The sequence below is a fragment of the Clostridium novyi NT genome, from assembly GCF_000014125.1.
Taxonomy (GTDB): Bacteria; Bacillota; Clostridia; order Clostridiales; family Clostridiaceae; genus Clostridium_H; species Clostridium_H novyi.
Genome location: NC_008593.1, coordinates 1,870,433 through 1,896,827 on the forward strand (window position 1 = coordinate 1,870,433; position 26,395 = coordinate 1,896,827).

The following is a 26,395-nucleotide window of genomic DNA, read 5'->3' on the forward strand; positions in this document are numbered from 1 at the left end:
ACAGTAAAATAGCCATTCCTTATTTTTATTATACCCTTAGAAGCATTGAAAATAAACACTTTCGTTGATTTTTTCCCAACCGATTTTGATTATTTAATTTTTTCATAGAAAAACCTTATCAAACCCTTTAAAATCAAGATGTTTAAGGGATTTTATTTTATGAATCGGTTGGGAAAATTTCATATTAAATCGTATGTATCAATACTTTATAAACATTTTTAATTAAACAAAACTAAAAGCAGATAACCAACAATTGTGGTTATCTGCTTATTTCCATTTAAATTAATATTCTTTACTAACTTTATATTGATTTGAATCCTTTATCATTGAAAGTGATAAATTTTTATTTTTTAAACATGAATCATAGGTAGTATCTATAGTAACCCATTTATTAGATTTTTGTAGATATACTTGGTTCCAAGCATGATAAGTTTTTATATCATTTTTATATCCCATTACTAATTTAGTAGGAACTCCAACACTCCTCAACATTCCTGCAAATAAAGATGAATAATCATAACATATTCCTTTGGAGTCTTTAATTACTTCATCAATGCATGGTACATAACCTGTCTTTACAGTTTTAGCTTTATCATAATCATAAGAAATATTGTTTATTACATAATTGTATATTGCCATTACTTTTTCTTCATCATCTTTACAATATTGAGTAATCTCTTTAGCTTTTTTTATTGCATTCATATCGTTATTCCAATTAATCAATTGTATAGGTTGTAAATAAACTTTGTTTTGATCTTGTAATTGTAAATTTATATTCTGTTTGCTTAATACTTTATACTTATTTCCTTGAATATTTTCTAATATGAATACATTGTATTTTCCATTTCCTAATTGAAGTGGTATTTGTATTGATTGATTATTTAAATTATAGCTATATTTTTTATTATCTTTACTAATCATAACTTTTATTTTGGAATCCTTGTTATAATTAACACTTATTACTCCATTATCTAATTTATTTTTATTTATAACTTCAGATACACTAGTTGTAGTGGCAAGTGAAGTTGTTGAAATCATTGTAAAAGCAACTAAAAAAGATGCAAAAAATTTCTTTAACATAAAAAACTCTCCTTTCGGTAACTGGCTGCCATCTTAATAACTAAGGAAGGCCCTTTAGCTTTGCGTCTCTAGTTTTCACTAAATTTGCCTTTATCGTTGGAAAATTTTCCGATAAATTATTTAATTTGTATTTTATATATTTATTATACACTATATTTCATAAATCATCCACACTAAATGTAATAATTTTCTTTAATTTACACTTACTCCTTTTAATATTAATCTATGCGTAGGCTTATTAATTGGATAACAAGTTATTAAAGTTATTTCCCTATCCTTACCATTGGAATTTAATATCCAAGTTTCTTCTGGCCTTACTACTATTTTTTTTTGTATAACATATTTGTACTTATTAGTTAATGTATCTACTTCTATAATATCATCCTTATTAACTTCATTTAGTCTATTAAAATTTCTGCCATAGGTTTTACTTCTATGCCCTGCTACCACATAGTTACCTACTTGTCCAGGATTAACATTGTTATCTAAACTAGATAATGAAACCTTTAAATTCTTTTGATTACACCCATGTAAAATAGGCAATTTTAAACTTATCTTATCAATTTTTAATATACCATCTACATTATTTAACTTTTTATTATTTAAAATATCTTTATTTTCTATTTGTTGTTTTGTTTTAGTATTAAACTTGTTTTCAATTAAGTTATCATATTTTCTTATTATTCTTTTTTGTTTATTTGTATAGTACAATTCTGATATCTTTGGATAGATAAAAATTAATATTCCTATAAATATTATAACAATAGAAATTCTTTTCTTTATCATTTTTTATAAGTAATCCCCCTACTCGTTGTTATTTAAAAAACGGCAGAGAGTACTCTCTACCGTTTTATTTTATATTCTTTTCTTTATAAAAATTCCAAGAATAATAATTATTAAACCACCTATATAGAATAATGCTTTATTGCTTTCTCCTGTTTTAGGAAGAATTTTAATTTTGTTAGAATTATTATCTGTTACAGGTTTTAATTTTTTATTTTCTTTTTTGTTAGTAGGTTTAACATTCTTTTTAGGTTTTTCTGGATTTTTATTAGGTTCTATATTTCCTAAAGATACTGCATCTTCCGGATCTTCTATTATTTCTGGTTCTTGTGGTTTCTCTGGATTTTCTGGTTCTTCATTGTTATCAATGTCGTATTCTGGATTTCCTAAAGGTACCTCATCATCCGGATCTATGATTATTTCTGGTTCAACCTCTGGTTCTTCCTTTATTTCAGTTTCCTTAATCTCTAGCTTTTCTGGTTTAACCTTTGATTTTTCTTTTATTTCTGGTTCCTTTACTTCTGGTTTTTCCGACTCAACCTTTGGTTCTTCTTTTATTTCTGGTTCCTTAACCTCTGGTTTCTCTAGTTCTACCTTTGGTTCTTCCTTTATTTCTGGTTTCTTAATCTCTAGCTTTTCTGGCTTAACCACTGGATCCTCTTTTACTTCTAGTTCCTTTACTTCTGGTTTTTCCAGCTCAACCTTTGGTTCTTCCTTTATTTCTAGTTTCTTAATCTCTAGCTTTTCTGGCTTAACCACTGGTTCCTCTTTTATTTCTGGATCCTTTATTTCAGGTTTTTCTGTTTCTACCACTGGATGTTCTTTTACTTCTGGTTCCTTAACCTCAGATTTCTCTAGTTTTACCTTTGGCTCTTCTTTTATTTCTGGTTCCTTAACCTCTGGTTTCTCTAGTTCTACCTTTGGTTCTTCCTTTATTTCTGGTTTCTTAATCTCTAGCTTTTCTGGCTTAACCACTGGATCCTCTTTTACTTCTAGTTCCTTTACTTCTGGTTTTTCCAGCTCAACCTTTGGTTCTTCCTTTATTTCTAGTTTCTTAATCTCTAGCTTTTCTGGCTTAACCACTGGTTCCTCTTTTATTTCTGGATCCTTTATTTCAGGTTTTTCTGTTTCTACCACTGGATGTTCTTTTACTTCTGGTTCCTTAACCTCAGATTTCTCTAGTTTTACCTTTGGCTCTTCTTTTATTTCTGGTTCCTTTACTTCTGGTTCCTTAACCTCAGGTTTCTCTAGTTCTACCTTTGGTTCTTCTTTTAATTCCGGTTCCTTAACTTCTGGTTTCTCCGGCTCAGCCGTTGGTTCTTCCTTTATTTCAGGTTCCTTAATCTCTAGCTTCTCTGGTTCTACCTTTGGTTCCTCTTTTAATTCTGGATTTTTAACCTCTGGTTTTTCTTGCTTAACCTTTGGTTCCTCTTTTACTTCTGGTTCCTTTACTTCTGGTTTTTCCGGTTCTACCTTTGGTTCCTGGGATTCTTTTGATTCTATCTTTTTATTAGTTATAACCCGTTCTATAATATTATTTTGTTTAAAGTTTAACTGAATGCTATTGCTATTAGCTTCTAATTCATATTCATCTGGAGCTTTTATTTCTTTTAAATAGTATATGCCACTTGATATATCATCAGTTATAGCTTCTCCATTCTCATCTGTTTTTAAGTTGGCTATTATTTTATTTTGTTTATCATCTAATAACTGAAATTCAGCCCCACTTAATCTTAAATTAGTTTTTTCATCTTGCTTTATAATTTTCAATTTTCCTTTAAACTTCTTTAATTCTCCCCAAGCTTCTCCACCGGCACTAAAAGTTTTTACTATACACTCCCTATATATAGGTTCTTTACTCCATGCTTGTAATACTGCTTCATTGCTATAATCTTCAGACTTTCTCAAAACCTTTGTTTTGTAGTAAATTGTATATACTTCTCTATTTATATATAAATATAAATCAAATCCTTTTTTACATTCATAATGCTCAATAGTATCTAATGGTACTTTAGTTAAATTTGATATACTTCCATCATTAAAATTTGTATATCCTTTATAAATCTGAATACTGCCTGGAATTAACTCATGTCCATCTCTTAAATTGTCATATATTCTGCAATTGGCTAAAGTATCTCCTTTATAATTTATTCTTAAAGCCCATTCTAGAATATCTTCATTTTCCCTACTTACATTTCCAAATTTATAAAATACCTCATTAATTTCCTTAGGACTACTATTAGATTTGGAATATGCTGTTTGACTTCCTGCATCTATTGATGCTGAAGTGTCATGGATACGTCCATTAACTACAAATTGAATTTTTACCCTCTTATTTTCTTCATACTTCATATGTTCAATTTGCGATTGAATATAAAAGTATCCACCTATATTCTCTCGTCTTTCAACCTCATCAGAAAAAGTAAAAATAATATTATTTCCATTTGATATTCCTTTTCCATAGCTAATACCTTCTTTATCTTTTAGATCAATACTTCCATCAAATTTCCTTAATTCTTTCGGTAATGTAAAAGTGAATGTATCTCCTTTTTTAGCTTGTTCAGTTATTTTCCATTGAACATCAACCCTAATTCTATCACCTGGAATGTAAGTTTCTTTATTTTGTCCATTTTCATTAGTTATTTTTATGCTTTTTATAACATCTAAATCTTTTGCAAATGCAACCGTACTTTTGTTGAAAAATATGAATAAGCATATTTGAAAAATTATAAATAAAAATATCAGTTTCATAATATTTTTCAAATTAACTTTCATAGGTTCATCCAATATGTTCCCCCCTATAATATTTAATTTAATACAAAAACCCAATTAACAATATTAACCATATTACTAAAAAAAATAAAAACCGACCCTAAATAAAATAAGGTCGGTTGCACTAATGACTCCCTATATACAAAGTGCCCAAATAAAGTATATAGTTCAAATGTCTCCTTTTAAAAAGTAAATATTTTGTTAATCTTATATTTATAGTAATTTATGCATATTACTTTGTCAATATAAAATTTTAATATATATTTTATTAATAATAAAGAATTATTTTATGGTTATTAATAAATTTTTTTCTATTATTTTAGTAATAATTTAGCACTTGTTATTTTCTTTTTTTCCTAAGCTTGCTGCAATTACAACAGTTAATGGAATTGCACATATAAGCCCTATACTTCCTGCCATTGCTCTTATTATTTCTGATGCAATTGGTTCTAAGTTTATTATTTCTAGTGGATCCATTTTAAACATCGAAAATAGAAGCATAATATAAATTGATCCTCCAGCATAGGCAAGTATTAATGTATTTGACATTGATCCCATAATATCTTTACCTATATTCATTCCTGATTTTATAAGTTCTTTTGATTTTATTTTAGGCTTTATCTCCCTTATTTCCCACATAGCTGAAGATACAGACATTGTTACATCCATAATTGCACCTAGTGCGCCAATTATTATTCCACCATATAAAAGTCCCCTAAAATCAATATATTCGTTTTGAGGAATATATGCTAACATTTGTGCATCTTCACTTCCAACTCCTGTGAGATTTGCAATATTTCCAACTGTCATAGCTATAATCCCCGCTATAATAACTCCTCCTACAGTTCCGAGAATTGCTGTTAATGTCTTTTTATTTCTTCCGCTGACTAAGGTCAATGTAAATACTACTGATAATGTGCTTATAAATATAGAAACAAAAATAGGATTATACCCTTTCCTTATTAATGGCAATAAAACAAATATTATTAAAAGCCCCATAAAAATTAAAGTTATTGCTGATTTAAATCCTTTTTTTCCACCTATTAAAATTAATAATGCCATAAAAAGTATAACTGTAAAATATAATATTCCTTCTCTAGACCTTTCATATATTTTTAAGTTTACAACTTCACCCTCTTCTCCTTCTGTTAAATGAAGAAGCATTTTATCTCCTTTTTCAAATATTAACTTATAAGGTGATATCATCTCAACCGTATTTCTTACAGTATACTCTTCTCCCTTATGTTCTCCTGATATTATTTCTATTTTTAAATGTTGATATCTAATGTCAGATTCTATTGGAATATCCTTTTTATCTTCTTTTGTATCATCAAAGGTTATATCTATTACTTTAGCCTTAACAGTTCTATAATCTGGCTTTTCCATTTGTTTTGAATAATATTCCCTAAGCCCCTTACTTTTTTCTTCTGCAAAACATTTTACATTAAAGCATGCATAAAATATGAATATAATTAATAAAAAAATATGTATTCTTTTTATTTGCTTCACTAAAAATCACTCCCTATAATTTTAAAAACGCCTTGTTTTATAATAAAACAAAGCGTTTTTAATTTATAAAATTTTATGCTGGAATTAATAATTTTTGATTTTCAAATATCATATTCGGATCTTTTAAATTATTTAATTTTGCTATTCTTCTCCAACTAATACCATATGCTTTACCTATTTTTTTCAAGGTATCGTTTCTCTTTACTGTATAGGTAGCTCTTACATTTGAATTTTGTTTTTTAGGTATTAATATTCTTTGCCCTTCAAATATCATATTTGGATTTGCTATTTTATTGTAATTTGCAAGTTCTCTCCAAGAAACTCCATAGGCATTTCCTATTTTTCTTAATGTATCATTAAGTTTTACAATATACATAACTCTAACATTAGAATCAGTATTAACTTGTGGTTTTACTATTGGTTTTGGTACTGGTTTTATTTCAGGTTTTACCTGTGGCTTTGGCTCTGGTTTTGGCATTGGCATAACATCATCATGACATTCTTTTATATAATCTACTGCTTTTGGTGTTATTGTTTTTGCTTCTTTAACTGCTTCAACTAGTACATCTCTTACAGGTATAAATGTTTCTACTACATTTTTAGCTTTAGAAAAATCATACTTATCTCCCCCTGTTAAAAGGAAATCTGGAACAGTTACTTTATAGTACTTATTCATATCTAGTGGTGTACCATCAGTTAAAGTTATTTTAGTTATTCTATTTTCAAATGGTTTATTTTTGTCATATTCAACTTTTAATCCTGTAAATTGTCCATCTGAAACTTCAGGATTTAATATACCATGATCTATTGCTTTTTTTAGATCTTTTCCTTGTAAATCAAAAGTTACAAGTGCATTATCAAATGGCATTATTTCATACATGTCTCCCATGGTAATATGGCCTTTATATAAACTTCTTCTAAGTCCTCCACCATTTTGAATTGCAACATCAGCACCTGTTTTCTTTTGCATAACTTCACATGACCATCTGCCAAGCAATGAAACAGATCCTTTAGACGCTCTATCATGAGTAAATTCTTTTGATGCTACCCCTATTTTTTCACCTAATATTGGTTTTAATTTTTTATCATAATCATTATAAACTTCTTTGCTATCATCGTCTGGTATAATATCATTTTTTATTTTTGACACGTCATCCATCTTAGGAACTATTTTTTTAACTTTATTATTTTCATCTAATTCAATTGACATTGTTCCAATAGCACGTCCATATTTATAAGCTTGAATTATAGGTTTTCCATTTACAACTCCTATAACTCTTCTATGGCTATGTGCTGATATAATTGCATCTAAACCATCTACTTTAGTTAAGTCAACTGCTTTTCCTGTTATTTCATTAGTTTTTGCATCTTGATAAGAATCAATATGAGTTAATGCTATAATAACATCTGGAACTCCTTCTTTTGCTTTACCTTCTTTTAAATATTTTATCCATTCTTCAGCTGATTTTAGTGGATCTCTAAATTCAAGACCTGTTATATTCTCTCTTTTTGTAAGAGTTGTTGTATTTGGATGAGCAAGTCCTATAAATGCAACTTTTAATCCAGCTTTTTCAACTATCTTATAAGGTTTACTCCAAGCTACAGGTGAGTTTGTATTTGTATCATATATATTGGCTGCTAAAAAATCAAATCCACCATCTTTTTGCCACTTTTCCATCTGACTAACGCCCCAGTCAAATTCATGATTACCTACTGATGAAGCTACAACATTCATAGATTTCATCATAGCTGATACAGGAGCGCCATATGTTAAGTTTGACATAGCAGTTCCTTGATAGTTATCTCCACCAGATACTACTATTGTGTTAGGATTTTTACGTATAGCTTCTTTAACATAGCCTACCATTTTAGCCATTCCAATATTTTTTCCTTTTTCTCTTACATCTTCTGCTAAATTACCATGAAAGTCATTAAACATAAGTACGTCAACTACTTTATTCTTTGATGTCTTTTTCACATATGATAACGTATTCATTTTTGAGTTTGAATTATTTGTATTTGTACTTCCTTGTGCAAATACAAGCTGAGTTGTCATAGTAAATAACATTGTTAATACTACAAAAAAACTTACAAACTTTTTACCCTTATTTTTTTTAAATATTTTACCCATTCACATTCCTCCTTTTTCTTTCAATTCCATTATAATACATTTTAATTAAAAACCAAATGCCTAATTTTAAAAAATAAAAACCTTGTACAAGGAAACCTATTCCCTTACACAAGGTTTTATTTTATATATATAGTTTTCACACTAAAATTTTATTTTTTTATAGCCTTAAATGAAGCTGCTTGTTCTTTTATTCCTCTTTCTGCTGCAAATCTTTCAATACTTGATGCACCAAAGAAACCATCTATTTCTGGTATAGCATCAATAACATATTTAGCATCATCTGGCTCAGCAATTGGTCCTCCATGACATATTACCATTATATCTGGATTTACAGCTTTTCCAGCTTTAATTATTTCTTTAATTCTAACTATACAGTCATCTAATGTAACAGCTGTTTTAGCCCCAATTGTTCCTTTTGTTGTAAGTCCCATATGTGCAACTAAAATATCAGCTCCTGCTTCCGCCATTGCTTTAGCTTGTTCTGGATTAAAAACATATGGACAAGTTAACATATCCAGTTCATGTGCTTTTCTAATCATTTCTACTTCTAATCCATATCCCATTCCTGTTTCTTCTAAGTTTTGTCTAAATACGCCATCTATTAATCCTACTGTTGGAAAATTTTGCACTCCATTAAATCCTTGATCTTTTAATTGTTTTAAATAAACATCCATTACTCTAAATGGATCTGTACCGCAAACTCCTGCTAATACTGGTATATTTTTTACAACAGGTAATACTTCTGCTCCCATTTCAACAACTATTTGGTTTGCATCTCCATAAGATAATAATCCTGATAATGAACCACGACCTGCCATTCTGAATCTTCCTGAATTATATATAATTAACATATCAGCTCCGCCAGCTTCACTACTTTTAGCTGTAATTCCAGTACCTGCACCTACTCCTACTAATATATTTCCTTTAGCAACTTCACTTCTAAATTTATTCATATTTTCTTCTCTTGTCATAGTATTCATAATAGTATCCTCCTAAAATTTATTATTTGTTTTCTATCATATCAATTAACTTTTGTGCTGCTTGTTTTGCAAATTCTTCATCATTGATACCGTTTTCTAATTCTATAATATTAACTTTAGATTTATCTAACTTATTCCTTAGTGTATTAAATAATGCACTATCTGCTTCTTTATCATAAAAAGGTTGTCCACTATAATCTATCATTGATACTCCATTTAAAGGAAGCATAACTGTTGTATTTCCATTTGACTTATTCCACTTTTCAGCAAGCTTGTCTCCAATCTTTTTACATTCATCTATAGAAGTTCTCATTAAAGTTACTGTTGGGTTATGTTTATAAAACTTTCTACCTTTAAACTTTTCCGGTATGGTATCATATGGCCCAAAGTTTACCATATCACAAGCTCCAACTGACACCACTTGAGGAATATTATTTTTTATTGCAGCTTCGCATCTATTAGGACCTGCATTTAATACTCCGCCAACTATTTCATCACACCATTCAGTAGTTGTTAAATCAAGCACTCCTTTAAAGTAACCACCATCTATTAAAGATTCCATAGTTTTTCCACCAGTACCTGTTGCATGAAAAACTAAAACTTCGTATCCTCTATCTTCCATATACTCTTTTGCTTTATCTATACATGGAGTTGTAACTCCAAACATAGTTGCTGCAATTAATGGTTTATTATTTCTCACTTCTTTTGTATCGTGTTTTAACATACCTGCCATAGCAAATACAGCATTTTTAAATATTTTAGTTGATATAGCATTTAGTCCTGCAACATCTACAATAGATGGAATTAATATAACATCACTAGTTCCTACATATTGTTCTGTGTTACCTGATGCCATAGTTGAAACCATTATTTTAGGAACTCCTATAGGTAAAGCCCTCATAGCTGGAGTTACAAGTGATGTTCCTCCTGAACCACCAAAAGAAATTATTCCATCGAATTTACCTTGTTTATATAATTTAGGAACTAATATTTCCATGCCTTTTGATAAACATTCTGTGGCTAATGCTCTATCCTTTTTTTCTACTATTTCTTTTAAATCATATCCAACGGCTTTTATAACTTCTTCATTAGATATATCAGCTTCAAAGGTCGGCTTAAATACTCCAGTGTTTATTGTTAATGTATTAATTCCTATTTCTTCAAATAAATTCTTAACATATAGAAATTCTTCTCCTTTAGTATCAAATGTTCCCGCAATTGCTACCGTTTTCATACTATACCCTCCTTTTCTCATACTTAAATATTTTAAAGAATTTTCTTTAAATTCAGTAAATTATGAATATTTATTCAAGCACTAATTCTCTTGTTGCTTTTCTTTACTGTATCTTTATTTTACATTTATCTTCCTTTTCAGTAAATGTGATTATATTACCCTTTATTGTGATTATATTAAATTTTGAATCTTTAGAATTGTTCCCTATATTCTTTTGGTGTTTTGCCCGTATATTTCTTAAATATCTTACTAAATTGACTGTAATCATCATATGCCACCATATTTGCTACAGTTTTAATTGGTATACTCTTATTTAATAATATTTCACATGCCTTATTAATCCTAAAGGTTACCAAATACTCTGTGAAACTTATTCCAACTTTCTTTTTAAACTTGGTGCTTAAATATGATGATGAAATATGTATAGATTCTGAAAGTTCTCTTATATATATAGGTTTCATATAAAAATCATGGATGTATTTTTTTACATACTCTACACAATCCTCTTCTGATCCATTATTTAATTCCTTTAAAATCGCTTTATCCTCATCATACTTTCCAACATTATCAAAAGCTTTTGTAGTATCTATAATGGCTTTTTCTACTGGAATCCTTTCAAAGCAAGAACCTCCAATAAATCCTTGACAACTAGTGTTTTGATAAAAAAATTGTGCATCTATAGGCGTTTTTATTGGACCTCCGAAAACTAATTTTATAATATTAGGATTCATCTTATCACATACTTCAAATACTCTATTTGCAAGCTGTTTTGCAACTTCTAAGGATAACACTTTTGCAGCTCCCATAAATCCTCCACAAGTAAGTCCTAAGTGAACACATATAATCTCTGCTCCAGCGTTAATCATTTCTCGTGCTTGTTCTTCATTAAATACAAATGCTATGGACATTAATCCTAGTTCACTTGCTATTTTTATAGCTTCAATTTCCTTTTTATAACTTATCCCTTCTTCTTCTAACTTTTCTCTAAAAAATCCATCAATGAGACCAACCGTTGGAAAATTATTTATACCCGCGAATCCCTGCTCTTTTATTTCCATTATGTATTCTTTTAACTTAATTGTTGGGTCTGTTGCATTTATCCCAAAAAATATAGGGGTATTTTTTATAAGTGGCATAAGTTCTCTTGTGCCAAAATTCATTACAACTTCATTGCTGTTAGAATAGCACATATAACTTGCTAATGAACTTCTTCCCATCTTTCTAAATATTCCCGCACTTAAAGCTAAAACTATATCTGCTCCGCTCATAGTTGAATATTTACTTGTAAGTCCACTTCCCGACGCAATTCCTATTATATGTCCATTTGATTTTATGCGTTTTTTTAATTTATCTAATATATCATTCATATCATTTCTCCTTTAATTTTTATTAATTATACTCTCTATTATTTTTCAAGTAACAATATGTTTTTAATTACTTCGCTTAACATTAGTATATTTTAAAGAAAAAAGTTGTGCAAATATGAAAGTATTTATTTTTCACATAAAAAACCTCACACTTAGGACTTGTCCCTTGTGTGAGGTTAAAAAATTCAAATTAAATTTTATTATTTCATAGCTTCTTCTATAGCAACTGCAACAGCAACTGTAGCACCTACCATTGGGTTGTTACCCATTCCGATAAGTCCCATCATATCAACGTGTGCAGGAACTGATGAAGATCCAGCGAATTGTGCATCAGAGTGCATTCTTCCCATAGTATCAGTCATACCATAAGAAGCAGGACCTGCTGCCATGTTATCTGGGTGAAGAGTTCTTCCTGTACCACCACCTGATGCTACTGAGAAGTATTTTTTACCCATTTCGAAACATTCTTTTTTGTATGTTCCAGCTACTGGATGTTGGAATCTTGTTGGGTTTGTAGAGTTACCAGTGATTGATACGTCTACTCCTTCGTGATGCATTATAGCAACACCTTCTCTAACATCATCAGCACCAAAACATCTAACTTCAGCACGTTCTCCCTTAGAGTATGCAGTTTCTTTTACTATTTTAAGTTCTCCAGTGTAATAATCAAATTGAGTTTGTACATATGTAAAACCATTGATTCTAGAGATTATTTGAGCTGCGTCTTTTCCAAGACCATTTAAGATAACTCTTAAAGGCTCTTTTCTAACTTTGTTTGCTGATTTAGCAATACCGATTGCACCTTCAGCAGCTGCGAAAGATTCGTGTCCTGCAAGGAAAGCAAAACATTTAGCATCTTCGCTTAATAACATTGCTCCTAAGTTACCGTGTCCAAGACCAACTTTTCTGTCGTCTGCAACAGATCCTGGAATACAGAAAGCTTGAAGTCCTTCTCCAATATTCTTTGCAGCATCTGATGCGCTTGTACATCCATTTTTTATAGCTATTGCTGCACCTAATGTGTAAGCCCAACATGCGTTTTCAAAACAGATTGGTTGAATTGATCTTACGATATCGTAAACATTTATTCCTTTTTCGTCACATACTTTTTTAGCGTCTTCTATTGAGTTCATTCCATACTTTTTTAAGACAGTATTAATTCCGTCAATTCTTCTTTCATATCCTTCAAATAATGCCATTCTTCTACACCTCCTAATTACTCTTCTCTTGGATCTATTACTTTTACAGCATCAGCAAATCTACCATAGTTTCCTGTTGCTTTCTTCATAGCTTCATTAGCATCCATACCTTGTTTTATCATGTCCATCATTTTTCCGAAGTTTATAAATTCGTATCCAATGATTTCGTTATTTTCATCTAATCCAGTCTTAGTAACATATCCTTCAACCATTTCTAAGTATCTAGGACCTTTAGCAGCTGAGCTGTACATAGTACCAACTTGGCTTCTGTGACCTTTTCCTAAGTCTTCAAGTCCTGCACCTACAGGTAGTCCACCTTCAGAGAAAGCTGTTTGAGTTCTACCATATACGATTTGTAAGAATAATTCTCTCATAGCAGTATTGATAGCATCACATACAAGGTCTGTATTTAATGCTTCAAGTATTGTCTTTCCTGATAATATTTCTGCTGCCATTGCTGCAGAGTGAGTCATTCCAGAACATCCTATTGTTTCAACTAAAGCTTCTTGAATAATTCCTTCTTTTACGTTAAGAGTAAGTTTACATGCTCCTTGTTGTGGTGCACATCTACCTACACCGTGTGTTAAACCAGAAATATCTTTAATTTCTTTTGCACTTACCCATTTTCCTTCTTCTGGTATAGGTGCTGGGCCATGATTAGGTCCTTTTGCTACACAAGTCATTTTTGCAACTTCGTTTGTGTAATTCATAGTCAAAACTCCTTTCTTTTATAAAAAAACTTCTACTTTAAGAGTCAAATAAAAGTAGAAGGGATTAACAAGCTAAAATGAATGTGAAATTTATCACAATAGTCACTCCTTGTATATTATATCATGAAATTTGATTAAACAACAGTAATTATGTACATTTTTGTTTTAAACCTTATTGTTTTTGAAATATATATAAAGTAATTTTCTTATATTTTCTAATAAAATATTAATTTTCATTTTACTTTTACTTTTAATTATAGATATTCATATTTTTTCATAAGAATTTTTTGTAATTTATTATATTATTTTGGTGACTTTTTTATTAACAAAGTTTTCTGAATTTTTTTAACAAAGTATCCAGATACACTCCCTGGTGAAATTTTAGATAGCAATATGGCTAGTTTATTATTAAATCCTGGTACTATAATTCGTTTATTTTTTAATAATCCTCTGTATGCTATTTCAGCTACTCTTTTAGCACTCATAGCTACATTAATGTCATCTTTTCCTGCCCTTTTAGAAAATTCTGTTTTTGTAGAGCCCGGACAAAGAGTTGATACACTTATCCCATAATTTTTAAGTTCTATTCTTAGTGCTTCTGATAATGATAAAACATATGCCTTGGTTGCATAATACACAGCCGTATATGGTCCTGGTTGATATGCTCCTGTTGATGCCACATTTAATATTTTTCCACATCCTCTTTTTATCATATCACTAGAAAAGAGTTTTGTTAAAACAGTAAGTGTAGTTATATTAAGATTGATAATGTCTATATCTTTTTTATAATCAATATCATTAAATAATCCCACGTACCCTGCCCCTGCATTGTTTATTAGTACATCTACATCTATATTTTCTTTTTTTAACTCATCAAATATCTCTAATGCCGAAGATACAACAGATAAATCTTTTTTTATTATTTTTACTTTAACATTAAATTTATCTATTATTTCTTTTTTCATTTCCTCTAAAACTTTATAATTTCTAGCTATAAGTATAAGATTATATCCATTGCATGCAAAAATTTTACTTAATTCATATCCTATTCCACTGGAAGCTCCAGTAATTAATACATTTTGATTTTGCAAATTATTTTTTATCATTTGGAATTTTCACATCCTAACCTTTATGAAATTTAATAAACTAATTAAAATTTAAAAATGAACCTATTTTTAAATTAATAGGTTCATTAATATCATTGCATTTATTTTTAAAATTTTATACTATTCTAAAACAATTTTATCATCAACTACTTTTGCATTTATGTTAGAACCTTCTTTAAACTTTTTAAGAAGATATGCTTCTGCTATTTCATCTTCAATATGTCTTTGTATAGCTCTTCTTAAAGGTCTAGCACCGTATTTTTTATCATATCCTATTTTTAGGATATAATCTTTTACTGTATCATCAATAGTTAATGTTAATTTCTTTCCTTTAATCTCATTTTTAACTTCATCTATCATTAAATCAATGATTTTATATAATTCTTCTTTATTTAAATTGTTAAATACCACTATTTCATCTATTCTATTTATAAACTCCGGTCTAAATGTTTCTTTTAAAGCTTCTTTAACACGGATTTCCATAGCATCATAGCCTTCTTTTCCAAAACCTATGCTATCACTTTTAAAGTTAGTACCTACATTTGATGTCATTATAATTACTGTGTTTTCAAAAGAAACCATTCTTCCTTGGCTATCTGTAAGTCTTCCATCTTCAAGTATTTGAAGCAACATATTAAATACATCTGGATGAGCTTTTTCTATTTCATCTAAAAGTATTACTGAATATGGCTTTCTTCTAACTTTTTCTGTTAATTGTCCTCCATTATCATATCCTACATATCCTGGAGGCGCTCCAATTAACTTAGATACAGTGTGCTTTTCCATGTACTCAGACATATCTATTCTAATTAAAGCATCTTCACTTTCAAATAAATCACTTGCAAGTGCTTTTACAAGTTCTGTTTTTCCAACTCCTGTAGGTCCAACAAATATAAATGAAGCTGGTTTTTTCTTTTTTCTAAATCCTAATCTATTACGACGTATTGCCCTCCCTAAAGATTTTACTGCTTCATTTTGCCCTATAACTCTTTTGTGAAGTCTTTCTTCTAGGTTTATAAGTTTTTCCCCTTCTTCTTCTGTAATTCTTTGAACTGGTATTTTAGTCCAAGCTTCTATTACAAATGCAATATCTTCAGTGGTTAATTCTACATCAGTACATTGTTTTCTCAATTCATCTATTTTATCTTTTAACCTGCATTCTTCTACTTTACATTCTGCTGCTTTTTCATAGTCATCACTATCAGCTGCCTTTTGTTTTTCATTTTGAACTTTTTCAAGTTCATCTTCTAGTGACTTTAATTCAACTAATCCTTTATTTTTTAAGTTAGCTCTGGAACTCGCTTCATCAATTACATCTATAGCTTTGTCAGGTAAGAATCTATCATTTATATATCTTTCTGATAGATTTACAGCGTTTTCAATTACTTCATGAGATATTTTAACTTGATGATATTGTTCATAGTAATCTTTTATGCCTTCTAATATTTCTATAGTTTCCTCAACTGTAGGTTCTTCTACTAAGACAGGTTGAAATCTTCTCTCTAGAGCAGAATCTTTTTCTATATATTTTCTATACTCATCTAAAGTGGTTGCTCCTATTACTTGTATCTCACCTCTTGCAAGAGCAGGTTTTAAAATGTTTGCAGCATTCATAGAGCCACCTTGTGCTTCTCCTGCACCCATTATATTATGAAGCTCATCAATTACCAATATAACATTACCATTTGATTTAGCTTCATCAATTATGGACTTCATTCTACTTTCAAATTGCCCTCGAAATTGAGTCCCTGCAACAACTGCTGTAAGATCTAACAAGTACACTTCAGTCTCAAATAATTTTGCTGGAACATTTTTTTCTGAAATTCTAACTGCCAATCCCTCCGCAATAGCTGTTTTACCTACACCTGGTTCACCTATTAATATTGGATTATTTTTATTTCTTCTATTTAAAATTTGAATTACTCTATCTATTTCTCTATTTCTACCAACTACTTTATCAACCTTATGCTCTTTTGCCTTATCAGTTAAATTTATTCCATATTTATTTAAATATTTTGTCTTTTTCTTATTCTTAAATATGTTTTTAGTTCTTATACCTTCACTATTAGTTTTATCTTTCTCTGATGTTTTCTCTTTATCAAATTCAAGAGAATCTAAATTATCTGCATAATCTTCTTCATCATTTTTAGGAAATATTCCATTTAAAACATTAGTAAGAAAATTATTATTTGCTAAATCATCTATATTAGTCTCTTCAAATACTTTATTCATCTGTTCTGTTAGATTATCCATATCTTCTGAAGTTATTCCCGCTTGCTTCATGAATTGATCCATTATGGGCATACCCATTTTTTTAGCGCACTCCAAACATATTCCAACCATTTTTGTTTTTCCATCTTCTATCTTTGCTGTGTATATAGTTGCTATATTCTTTTTGCAAATGGAACACATTTCCATAATTATCATCTCCGTAATCTATTTGATTGAATTTAACACCCGAAATACATTATATCATATTATTATCTATAGATTTTAATTCAAATATGTCCTTTATACAAATTAATTTTTTCTTAACTTTTAAAGTTATACACATTTTCACCACTTTATTAATAGACTATATTAATACTAATAATGGGAGGATGATTATATTGGATACTTCCCTATACAGAAAACTAGTAGTTGCTGTTAATACCAAAGTTCCACTAATAACTGGAGAATATGGTCAAGCTATAAATTTTGATAACGCGGCCACAACACCTCCATTTAAAACTGTAATAAATGATATTATAAAATTTATGTATTTGTATTCCTCCGTTCACAGAGGCTTTGGATATAAATCTCAGTTTTCTACTAAAATATATGAAAACAGCAGAAATGTTGTTGCAAAATTTGTTAACTGTAGCACAGAAGCTAATTCAATAATATTTGTAAAAAATACAACAGAAGCTATAAATAAACTGGCAAGTACTCTTTATCCTAAACTTAAAGATTCAGTAGTTTTATCAACAGATATGGAACATCACTCAAACGATCTTCCATGGAGAAAATACAATGTTGATTATATATCTATAGATAAAAATTGTAGATTATCTTTAGATGACTTAACAATGAAACTTCAAGAATATAATGGCCGTGTTAAACTTGTAGCTGTAACAGGTGCTTCAAATGTAACTGGTTATAAAAATCCTATTCATAAAATTGCAAAAATAGTCCACAGTTATGGTGCAAAACTTTTAGTTGATGGAGCCCAATTAGTACCCCATGCAATGGTTGACATGAAGCCTATGGATTCAGATGAGCATATAGATTATCTTGCTTTTTCTGCTCATAAAATGTATGCACCATTTGGTAGTGGAGTTTTAATTGGTCCTAAATCTGATTTTAATGATGTTGCACCTGATTATTCAGGTGGAGGAACTGTAGATATAGTAACTCATGATTATATAAAATGGCTAGATACTCCAAATAAAGATGAAGCAGGTTCCCCTAACGTTTTTGGCGTTGTTGCTCTTGCATCAGCACTTGAAACATTAAATAAAATTGGTATGACAAATGTTGAAAGATACGAAAATTATTTATCTAAATATCTTATAGATGCACTAAAAAATATTCCTGGACTAAAAATTTACTGCGACGATAATCCTTCTTACAATCACATAGCTACAATTCCATTTAATATAATTGGAATGAATCATGAAACGGTGGCTAAAATTTTGTCTTATGAATTTGGTATTTCTGTACGAGATGGATGTTTTTGCGCTCAACCATATGTGCAAAAAATATTAGGATTAACCAAAAAAGAAATAGATGATAGGATTTTAACTGGTAGTCATAAACCAGGCATGGTTAGAATAAGTCTTGGAATTTATAATACTCCAAAGGAAATAGATGTTTTAATTTATGCACTTACTAAAATTACATCTAAAAAAGAACAATATATAAAAAAATACTCATCTTTACCTAATGATCTTTACTTTCCAATATATAATAAATAATAAAATTTTGACAATTAATGAGTATAATTTAATTCATTAATTGTCTTCTTAATTATTTATGCATCTGGCCTCAATACATATTGAAGTAGTAGTTGATAGTATTACTTTTTTTACCCTTAATTTATATTCCTTGTCGTCTATTTTCATAATTCTATTATCTATTATCTCACATAACATATCTGCATCTACTTTTTCCACTTCCTTTCCTAAAACAGAATTATACTTTTCTTTAATATTTTTTTCTAAATTTATTTTTGTTATATCATTTTTTTCATTTTCTTTTGGAAATGTCACTTCTATCTTAATCTTTTTTACTAATATTTTTTTATTATTAAATTTTTGTATTTTTTGAAGTTCCATATTATTTTCTTCAATTATAGAGTTTAAAACCTTTATTTCTCTTATATAATTATCAAATCTATAACTGACTAAAATACTCATTAAAACTACTCCAACTATTCCCCCTATAAATAATCCAGTTGCAAAAAATGTAAAATACCTATTTTTCATTTTGTCCATAAAAATCCACACTTTTCTATAAGTCTTAAAAGTCTTATTGCCATATTTGCTCCAATTAATGCAGCTAATATATATATGACTTGTTTTATTAATGAATTTATATTTCCTCTAAAAAATCCTTCTTCTAATATTTCAAAAGAAGAAAATGTTCCTCCAATGGCTGTTGCAACTGCCCATATTTTTATACTTTCTCCTAGTTCTATCATGGTTTTTAATGGTGGATGATTTGTAATAATAGCTCCCACACCTACAGCAAAACTTCCTCCAACTATAATTCCAAAAGATACTAAAAAACTATATATGGTACTAGTAAAAAAATTAGACACCCTGTATCACCTTCATAATTTATAAGAATAGTATTCCTTATAAATTATGAAGTAGGTGTCTTTAATATTACATTTAAGAATATATATCCGAAAACTCTATCATTATTTTTTCTATTTTATTAGAATTTGCATTTGTATATTTCTTAGCAGTTTTATTTTGTTTTTCTAATACTTTACACGGTAATTTAATTATAAACTCACTGCCTCGTCCAAGCTTACTCTTTAAAGTTATATTACCATCATGAAGTTCTACAATTGACTTAACAAGGGCAAGTCCAATTCCACTGCCCTCTCTATTTCTTGAAAGAGATTTATCCACTTGAATAAATCTATCAAATATTATAGATTGCTTTTCTTTAGGTATTCCAATACCATCATCTTTTACTGATATTACAATATTATTATCTTCCTCTTTCATTGTAACAAATATATTACCACCTTTATTGGTAAACTTAACTGCATTTGAAAGCAAGTTTAGTATAATTCTTTCTATTTTGTCCACATCACAAGCCATGGTTTTTTCTTCTATGAAAGTATCAAAAATTAAATTTATTCCTTTACTTTCTATATATTGTGCTACAGATAAAGTTATAGTTTCTACTATGTTGACTATGTTAACATTTATCATATTTAATTTAAAGAATCCAGAATCTATTTTAGTAATATCAATTAGATTATTTATGAGCCTTACTAGTCTATAGCAATTTTGTTTCACAGTACCCATATATTTATCTACTTTTTCTTTATTCTCCAAATCCTCATTTTCTAATAACACATTTAACATTTGATATCCACTAAATATAACATTTAATGGAGTTCTTAATTCATGAGAAATATTTGCAAAAAACTCTGTTCTCATTTCTTCATATTTTATACTTTCATTTAAGAGTTTAGTTCTTTCATCTACAGTATTCTTAAGTTCCTTATTTAAGGTATTTATTTCTTCATACATAAAAGCGTTTTCAATGGAGATTGCTGCCTGTGATGCTATAAGTTCTACTATACTTAATCTTTTTTCATTAAATATTCCCGAGGAAAATCTATTTTCTAAATATATTATTCCGATTATTTTTTCTTTAGCTATTATAGGTGTGCACAAAATTGATTTTACTTTATTATCTACTATATACTTATCATCAAAAACTATATCTTCGCATTTACCATCATCTAAAAGAATACTTTTCTTTGTTCTAACAACATAATTTACTAAAAGTTTAGAAATTTTTGTATATTCCTCAAGTGCTATAGGATTTTCCATTACAGAACATATATCATCAACTTCTCCCTCAGCTTCTATAAATAATTTATTATTTTTATTTAATATTAGACATCCTCTTTCTGCCTCAACACTTGCAATTAAGTTTATCATAAGTTCTTTTAATAAATTCTCTAGAACAATTTCTCCAGAAATCGATTGAAATGCTTTGATAAATTTCATAAACTCATACTTATTTCTCTTCATTTTAATAGAACATTGAAATATATCATCAATGTATAATTTATTTACTATATCACTAACTAAAAAATAACCATTTTTATTATAAGAAGAGTTCTTTTTAAAAATTTCTGGATATTTATTTTCTAAGTCCTTTACCTTTAACCTACAACCCCATCTTTTATAAAATGTATATGCTTGAATTAAATATAACTTACTTACAGTTATATTTCCTTGAGATTTATAATGATCTCCTGCAATTTCACTAATTAAAGCTATATTATTTATCATATTATTCTTAGTTGCAATTTTTATTGCCTCATCATATAATCGCTCTGACTTATATCCTTTGTTTATCACTCTATAAAATTCTGCTTTAACTAGTATATACATACTCAAAAAAATATCTGAATTTATATTTACCTTTTTCTTAATATATTTCATATAGGATCTTATTTTTTTTGTATAATTTCTTTTTTGACTTTCAGGACATTTTTCAAGTAACTTTATGTTTGTAAGACACGCAAATATATAATATAAACTATCTATATAAACTTCATTTAAGTTATTGTTATTATTTTCTCTAGCTTTCATAATTTCTATAGAATCTTCATAATTACCGAGAATATAATTTAACATTATTTTATAAGTGTACATTCCTAAATATTCTCTTTCAATTATATAATCTTTTGCCGATAACACTTCGTTTTCTTCATCTGCTATTAAAACATCTATAATACGTCTATTTAATACTAAGTTATCTCTTATATCATCAAAGTTGCTTTTTTCTATATCATCAATATATACTTTTATTTTATTTTTTATTTCTAATAAATTTTCACCCTTCATTAAAAATACAGTAATCATATTATTTAATGTAAATGCTGCACAACTATTTTCCCCAGTATCCATACATATATTGTAACATTTACATAAATGATCAAGAGTTGTATTATAATCATTACTCCAAAGCACCATAAAATTAGCAAATACTGTATATGCTTTTGCATATATTATTGTATCTATTTTTTTATAACACTTTTTTAAATCATTTAATGCCATTTCATAACTTTTTCCATAATTTTTTAATAAATTCATAATTAAAAACTCATAATTTATGTTTGTAAAAATCTCATTATTAGATTTTGTGTTATATAAATTTATTTGCATTTCTTTTAACACTAGTAGTATAAATAAATTTTTGTCATAGAGTATTGCTAAAAAACTCATATTAAAAAATAATTTTTTGAGTTCTTCCATTATACCGTTTTCTTTTATAATATACCTGTTGTTATTAACTATGCTTTTCTTCATTAATCTAAACTTTAATGTCTCACAACAAATCTTTATAAAACTAGGTTTTTCTGAAATATGTATTCCTAAAACTTTTAATGCATTTATTCCAGTTTCAATAGCTTTATCCATCTGTTTAAAATATGTGTATATACAAACTTTCATATTATATATTTTTATAGTTTCCCATGGTGTTTTTACGTTTTTTAATATAATTTTAAAGAGTTCTTCCGCTTTTTCAAAATTTTTATTCATAAATTCACATTCTGCTAATTCTATATTAACTGCATAAGTTAAATCATAATCTTTTTCCCAGCTATTTTCTTCTAATAAATTATATGCTACTTCAAAGTACCCTAAAGCTAATTGGTGTATACCAGCTTCCTTTTCTTTTAATCCAATATTTAAATTTAATTTAATCAACTTATATATTTCATCATAGTTTGTAATTAAATTTCTTCCTTTGTTTAGCTGATTTACTACCTCAAAGAGTTTACTTTCTAAATTATTCTTTGAATATTCATTATAAAAATATCTTCCAATAGATAAATGATACTTCTCTTTTTTTTCTTTAGAGATTCCATCATAAATTTGCATTTGTATTTGACTATGTGCAAATCTATATACCTTATTTTTAGGGTTTTTAGTTGCATATTCATCAAGTATTATTACACCTTCTGTAATAGCCGGTATTATATTATTGAATATAACATTAATAGATGTATTTAAAATCTCACTTATACATTTTAAAGAAAATTCTTGTCCTATACATGATCCAAGTTTTAATATTTCTTTTGTATCACTTGAAAGTTGATTAATTTTTCTGATTATTATTTCGAATATACTATTTTCTATTTTCATATTTTTTAATAATTTCATATTCCATGCCCATTTATTATTAGTATAATCGAATTTTAAAACCCCATTTAAATACATACTTTCAATGCTTGTCTTTATAAAAAATGGATTTCCATCTGTTCTTATATTAATAAACTTAACAAGTTCTTTTACTTCTTCTTTACTACAATACAATGTATCACATATTAAATTTTCTATACTGTATTTATTTAAGGATTCTAATTTAATATTTAATACATCATCTTGTTCTACTATTTCTTTTAAGAATTTATTATTTTCTACATCAGTGGTTCTAAGGGTAGTTAATATAAATAGGTATTTATTTTCTTTATTTAAAAGGAATTTTCTTATAATATACAGTGAACTTTCATCTAACCACTGTATATCTTCTAAAAATATGGCTATAGGCTTTTTCATATTGAGAATTATTCTTGTAAATCTAATTATAACCATATTAAATCTACTTTTAGACTCTATAAACCCTCTTTCTTCTAATGGTGGTTGCTTTCCTATTAAAAATTCTGCCTCTGGTACAAATTTAGTTATGATTTGCGCATTACTTCCTAGTTCTTTTAAAATTTCTTTTTTTAGATAGCTTATTTTCTCCTCATCTTCCATTAAAATTTTATTTATAAGCATTCTTGTACATTCAATTAAAGGATAATATGGAACATTATTGTTATATTTTTTGCATTTACTTGAAAGTAATATTCCGCCCTCTTTTACTATCCTTTTACTTATTTCACTTCCAATAATGGTTTTTCCCATACCACTATCTCCTGATATAGCAACACATTGTAATGTGCCTCTACAAGCTTTATGGTACTTATCCATTATAGTTTCAATTTCTTTTTCTCTTCCATATATTTTATTAGTAAATTTAAGTTTATCGGAAACATCCCTTTCCCCTAAAGGAAAATTGTATACCTCACCACTAAATATTAGTGATTTATAACATTTATTTAAATCTACTTTTATACCATAGATACTTTTATACCTTTCCTCTGAATCTTTTTCCAATAACTTCATAACTATTTTTGATATGACTAGTGGTATTGTATTTTTAATTTTTTTAGGTGAAACTGGTTTCTTATTTGTATTACAATAAGATAACTTAATTTCGTCATCAACTTCTATAGGCAGTTTTCCTGTAAGCATTCTATAAAAAATAACTCCTAAAGAATAATGGTCTGTTGAAAAGTCTACATTTTTTTTAATTCTTCCAATTTGTTCTGGAGCCATATATCTTAAATTATAGTTAATATCTCTACACATAAATGTTGATTCCATTAATTTCAATTGTCCATTTATGTCTAAAATAATATTTTTAGGATTTAAATATTTATATATCATCCCTTCTTTATGTACTTCTGATACGGCATCAACAATTTTTAAAGCATTTTTAAGGAATTCTTTTATACTCATATCTTTTTTGTTACATATAAATTCTTCTAAGATTACTTCACCTTTTTTTTTATAATATTCCATGAAAATTTCCCCCAATTTTTTTGCCACTTTATTTCATTATTGATACATATAATTATATATTATACTTATTTTTACATTTAGTGCAAACATTTCTCCAGGTTTTTTCAACATAATAAAAAGAGCAGTTCTATTTCTGCTCTTTCAACATTGTTTTTATATCCTCATAGGCCTGTTTTGCATCATTATATCCAAGATTATATAAAGCTTCTAATTTATCAACATTTTTTTCTAATCTGTCGACTTTTAAATCCTTAGAAGGTCTAATTATAATTATCTTCCCCTCTTTTTCTAAATCCTCTATGTAATCTAAAGTTTCATTGTATTCTTTATATCTGTTAAAAATTTTATTTACAAGTTTAGGATACTTTTTATACTTAAATTTTATAATTCTTTTATGTTTTATTGGCTCTTTTCTATATGCTTTAGTTCTTGTTAAAACTACTATATTTTTTGTATAGCCATCTTCAATTGCTTTTTTTATTGGAATAGAATCTGAAATCCCTCCATCTAAATATGGTTCCCCATTTAAATTTACAATTGGAGTTACTAATGGCAAACTGCTAGAAGCCCTTATTACTTTAAGTATGTCTTTACACTGATTTTTTTCAAAATACTCAGGTTCTCCTGTTTTACAATTAGTTGCCACTATCATAAATGTTTGATTAGATTTTTTAAATTGTTCATAATCAAATGGTTCAAGTTTATTTGGTACTTCATCATAAAGAAATTTTATACTAAATATACTTTTTTCTAATATAAGATTTTTAATTCCTATATATCTAGGATCATTTATATACTTTAAATTTACATCTCTACTTCTATATTTTTGTTTAGACACATATGAAGAAGCATTACAAGCTCCTGCAGATACCCCTATAACATACGGAGTATAAATATCTTTTTCCATAAGAAAATCTAGTACACCTGAGGTATAAATTCCTCTCATACCTCCACCTTCTAATACCAATCCTATATTATCCATATTACACCTCCTTTGTATTAAATTTTAGTCAATGATTAGGTATTATTCAACAACAATATTTTAATAAATAAAAAAACTGTTTATATATATTCACCTATATATAAACAGTTTTTAATATATAATTTTTATTTTATACAATAAATTTTCCTATAATTAACATTGTGTTAATTGAGATTTAACTTCTTGTACTTCTTGAGGAGTAGCTGGAGCTGCTGGCTTATAATATCCTTTTTGATTAGCTATTTCATATAATTGAAGTTGGTATTGTTCGTCTCCATTTCTCTTTTGTTGAAGAGTTTGTCTAAGCTGCATATTACTACATTGAGTTATAATATCTCCATATTTTCCAACACTACTATTTACCATAGATAGTACATCATTCATCATATCTTTTTCTTGCACTTTAATAACCTCCTCTGTATTTAGATGTTTATTATGATAAGAATCCCATTAATTGTTGTGCTGTTTGAGCTGCTGCATTTGCACCTTGTTCAAATATTTGTTTTACTTGTGGATCTTGAGATTGATTAGCATAGTCTGTTAATTTAACTGTTATAGTTTGATGATGTCCTATTAAATGTCTTAAGTTTTGTAATTCTAATTGATTTAATTGTGACATTTTTAATTCCTCCTTGTTTATCAGCTTCGTTGATATTTTGTGTAATTT

General features: G+C 28.1%; 19 protein-coding genes and 2 riboswitches. Of the genes, 1 reads left to right on the plus strand and 18 read right to left on the minus strand.

Going from position 1 to position 26,395, the window contains the following annotated elements; genetic code table 11:
- Window positions 1-282: 282 nt before the first annotated feature.
- From NT01CX_RS08720 to NT01CX_RS08775, 12 genes are all read right to left on the minus strand, one after another.
- Complete coding sequence (locus tag NT01CX_RS08720; RefSeq protein WP_039225981.1) at window positions 283-1,080, minus strand: transglutaminase-like domain-containing protein; 798 nt, start codon at window positions 1,078-1,080, stop codon at window positions 283-285.
- Window positions 1,081-1,093: 13 nt separating this feature from the next.
- Window positions 1,094-1,179: riboswitch (cyclic di-GMP riboswitch) on the minus strand.
- Window positions 1,180-1,272: 93 nt separating this feature from the next.
- Window positions 1,273-1,866, minus strand: a complete 594-nt coding sequence (locus NT01CX_RS08725; RefSeq protein WP_011722702.1) for a class D sortase — start codon at window positions 1,864-1,866, stop codon at window positions 1,273-1,275.
- A gap of 69 nt (window positions 1,867-1,935) precedes the next feature.
- Complete coding sequence (locus NT01CX_RS11995) at window positions 1,936-4,650, minus strand: Ig-like domain-containing protein (protein ID WP_052294513.1); 2,715 nt, start codon at window positions 4,648-4,650, stop codon at window positions 1,936-1,938.
- Between the two features lie 89 nt (window positions 4,651-4,739).
- Window positions 4,740-4,824, minus strand: a riboswitch (cyclic di-GMP riboswitch).
- A 141-nt stretch (window positions 4,825-4,965) separates the two neighbouring features.
- Entirely contained in the window at window positions 4,966-6,144 is a 1,179-nt protein-coding gene (locus tag NT01CX_RS08735; protein WP_080504859.1) for a YibE/F family protein, read from the minus strand.
- A gap of 73 nt (window positions 6,145-6,217) precedes the next feature.
- The gene (locus NT01CX_RS08740; protein ID WP_011722705.1) at window positions 6,218-8,275 is read right to left on the minus strand and encodes a 5'-nucleotidase C-terminal domain-containing protein; all 2,058 of its coding nucleotides are present in this window, start codon (window positions 8,273-8,275) and stop codon (window positions 6,218-6,220) included.
- A 149-nt stretch (window positions 8,276-8,424) separates the two neighbouring features.
- Entirely contained in the window at window positions 8,425-9,255 is an 831-nt protein-coding gene (locus tag NT01CX_RS08745) for a phosphoenolpyruvate hydrolase family protein (protein ID WP_011722706.1), read from the minus strand.
- Window positions 9,256-9,277: 22 nt separating this feature from the next.
- Window positions 9,278-10,489 (minus strand): Tm-1-like ATP-binding domain-containing protein, encoded by a 1,212-nt coding sequence (locus NT01CX_RS08750; RefSeq protein WP_011722707.1) that lies wholly within the window; start codon window positions 10,487-10,489, stop codon window positions 9,278-9,280.
- Window positions 10,490-10,680: 191 nt separating this feature from the next.
- Window positions 10,681-11,856 carry a phosphoenolpyruvate hydrolase family protein gene (locus tag NT01CX_RS08755; protein WP_011722708.1) on the minus strand — a complete coding sequence of 392 codons (1,176 nt, stop codon included), beginning with the start codon at window positions 11,854-11,856 and terminating at the stop codon, window positions 10,681-10,683.
- A 200-nt stretch (window positions 11,857-12,056) separates the two neighbouring features.
- Window positions 12,057-13,055: a GGGtGRT protein gene (locus tag NT01CX_RS08760; RefSeq protein WP_011722709.1), complete on the minus strand. Its 999-nt coding sequence runs from the start codon at window positions 13,053-13,055 to the stop codon at window positions 12,057-12,059.
- Between the two features lie 17 nt (window positions 13,056-13,072).
- Window positions 13,073-13,765 (minus strand): iron-sulfur cluster assembly scaffold protein, encoded by a 693-nt coding sequence (locus tag NT01CX_RS08765; protein WP_011722710.1) that lies wholly within the window; start codon window positions 13,763-13,765, stop codon window positions 13,073-13,075.
- 302 nt (window positions 13,766-14,067) lie between these two features.
- On the minus strand, window positions 14,068-14,871 hold the full coding sequence (locus NT01CX_RS08770; protein ID WP_011722711.1) for an SDR family NAD(P)-dependent oxidoreductase: 804 nt from the start codon (window positions 14,869-14,871) through the stop codon (window positions 14,068-14,070).
- A 120-nt stretch (window positions 14,872-14,991) separates the two neighbouring features.
- Window positions 14,992-17,289: an ATP-dependent Clp protease ATP-binding subunit gene (locus tag NT01CX_RS08775; protein ID WP_011722712.1), complete on the minus strand. Its 2,298-nt coding sequence runs from the start codon at window positions 17,287-17,289 to the stop codon at window positions 14,992-14,994.
- 182 nt (window positions 17,290-17,471) lie between these two features.
- Here NT01CX_RS08775 and NT01CX_RS08780 point away from each other — a divergent pair, with 182 nt between their 5' ends.
- A complete protein-coding gene (locus tag NT01CX_RS08780; RefSeq protein WP_039243171.1) occupies window positions 17,472-18,827 on the plus strand; it encodes an aminotransferase class V-fold PLP-dependent enzyme in 1,356 nt (451 codons plus the stop codon).
- Between the two features lie 48 nt (window positions 18,828-18,875).
- On the opposite strand, the gene NT01CX_RS08785 is transcribed toward NT01CX_RS08780, so the two are convergent.
- From NT01CX_RS08785 to NT01CX_RS08810, 6 genes are all read right to left on the minus strand, one after another.
- Window positions 18,876-19,337: a hypothetical protein gene (locus NT01CX_RS08785; protein ID WP_242648484.1), complete on the minus strand. Its 462-nt coding sequence runs from the start codon at window positions 19,335-19,337 to the stop codon at window positions 18,876-18,878.
- Window positions 19,334-19,672 carry a YtrH family sporulation protein gene (locus NT01CX_RS08790; protein WP_011722715.1) on the minus strand — a complete coding sequence of 113 codons (339 nt, stop codon included), beginning with the start codon at window positions 19,670-19,672 and terminating at the stop codon, window positions 19,334-19,336. Before NT01CX_RS08790 ends, NT01CX_RS08785 begins: the two co-directional genes overlap by 4 nt.
- Window positions 19,673-19,745: 73 nt before the next feature.
- The gene (locus NT01CX_RS08795) at window positions 19,746-24,746 is read right to left on the minus strand and encodes an ATP-binding protein (protein WP_011722716.1); all 5,001 of its coding nucleotides are present in this window, start codon (window positions 24,744-24,746) and stop codon (window positions 19,746-19,748) included.
- A gap of 127 nt (window positions 24,747-24,873) precedes the next feature.
- Window positions 24,874-25,728, minus strand: a complete 855-nt coding sequence (locus NT01CX_RS08800; RefSeq protein ID WP_011722717.1) for a patatin-like phospholipase family protein — start codon at window positions 25,726-25,728, stop codon at window positions 24,874-24,876.
- Between the two features lie 153 nt (window positions 25,729-25,881).
- Window positions 25,882-26,130: a spore coat protein gene (locus NT01CX_RS08805; RefSeq protein ID WP_011722718.1), complete on the minus strand. Its 249-nt coding sequence runs from the start codon at window positions 26,128-26,130 to the stop codon at window positions 25,882-25,884.
- Window positions 26,131-26,161: 31 nt separating this feature from the next.
- Window positions 26,162-26,347: a hypothetical protein gene (locus NT01CX_RS08810; protein ID WP_011722719.1), complete on the minus strand. Its 186-nt coding sequence runs from the start codon at window positions 26,345-26,347 to the stop codon at window positions 26,162-26,164.
- Window positions 26,348-26,395 lie beyond the last annotated feature (48 nt).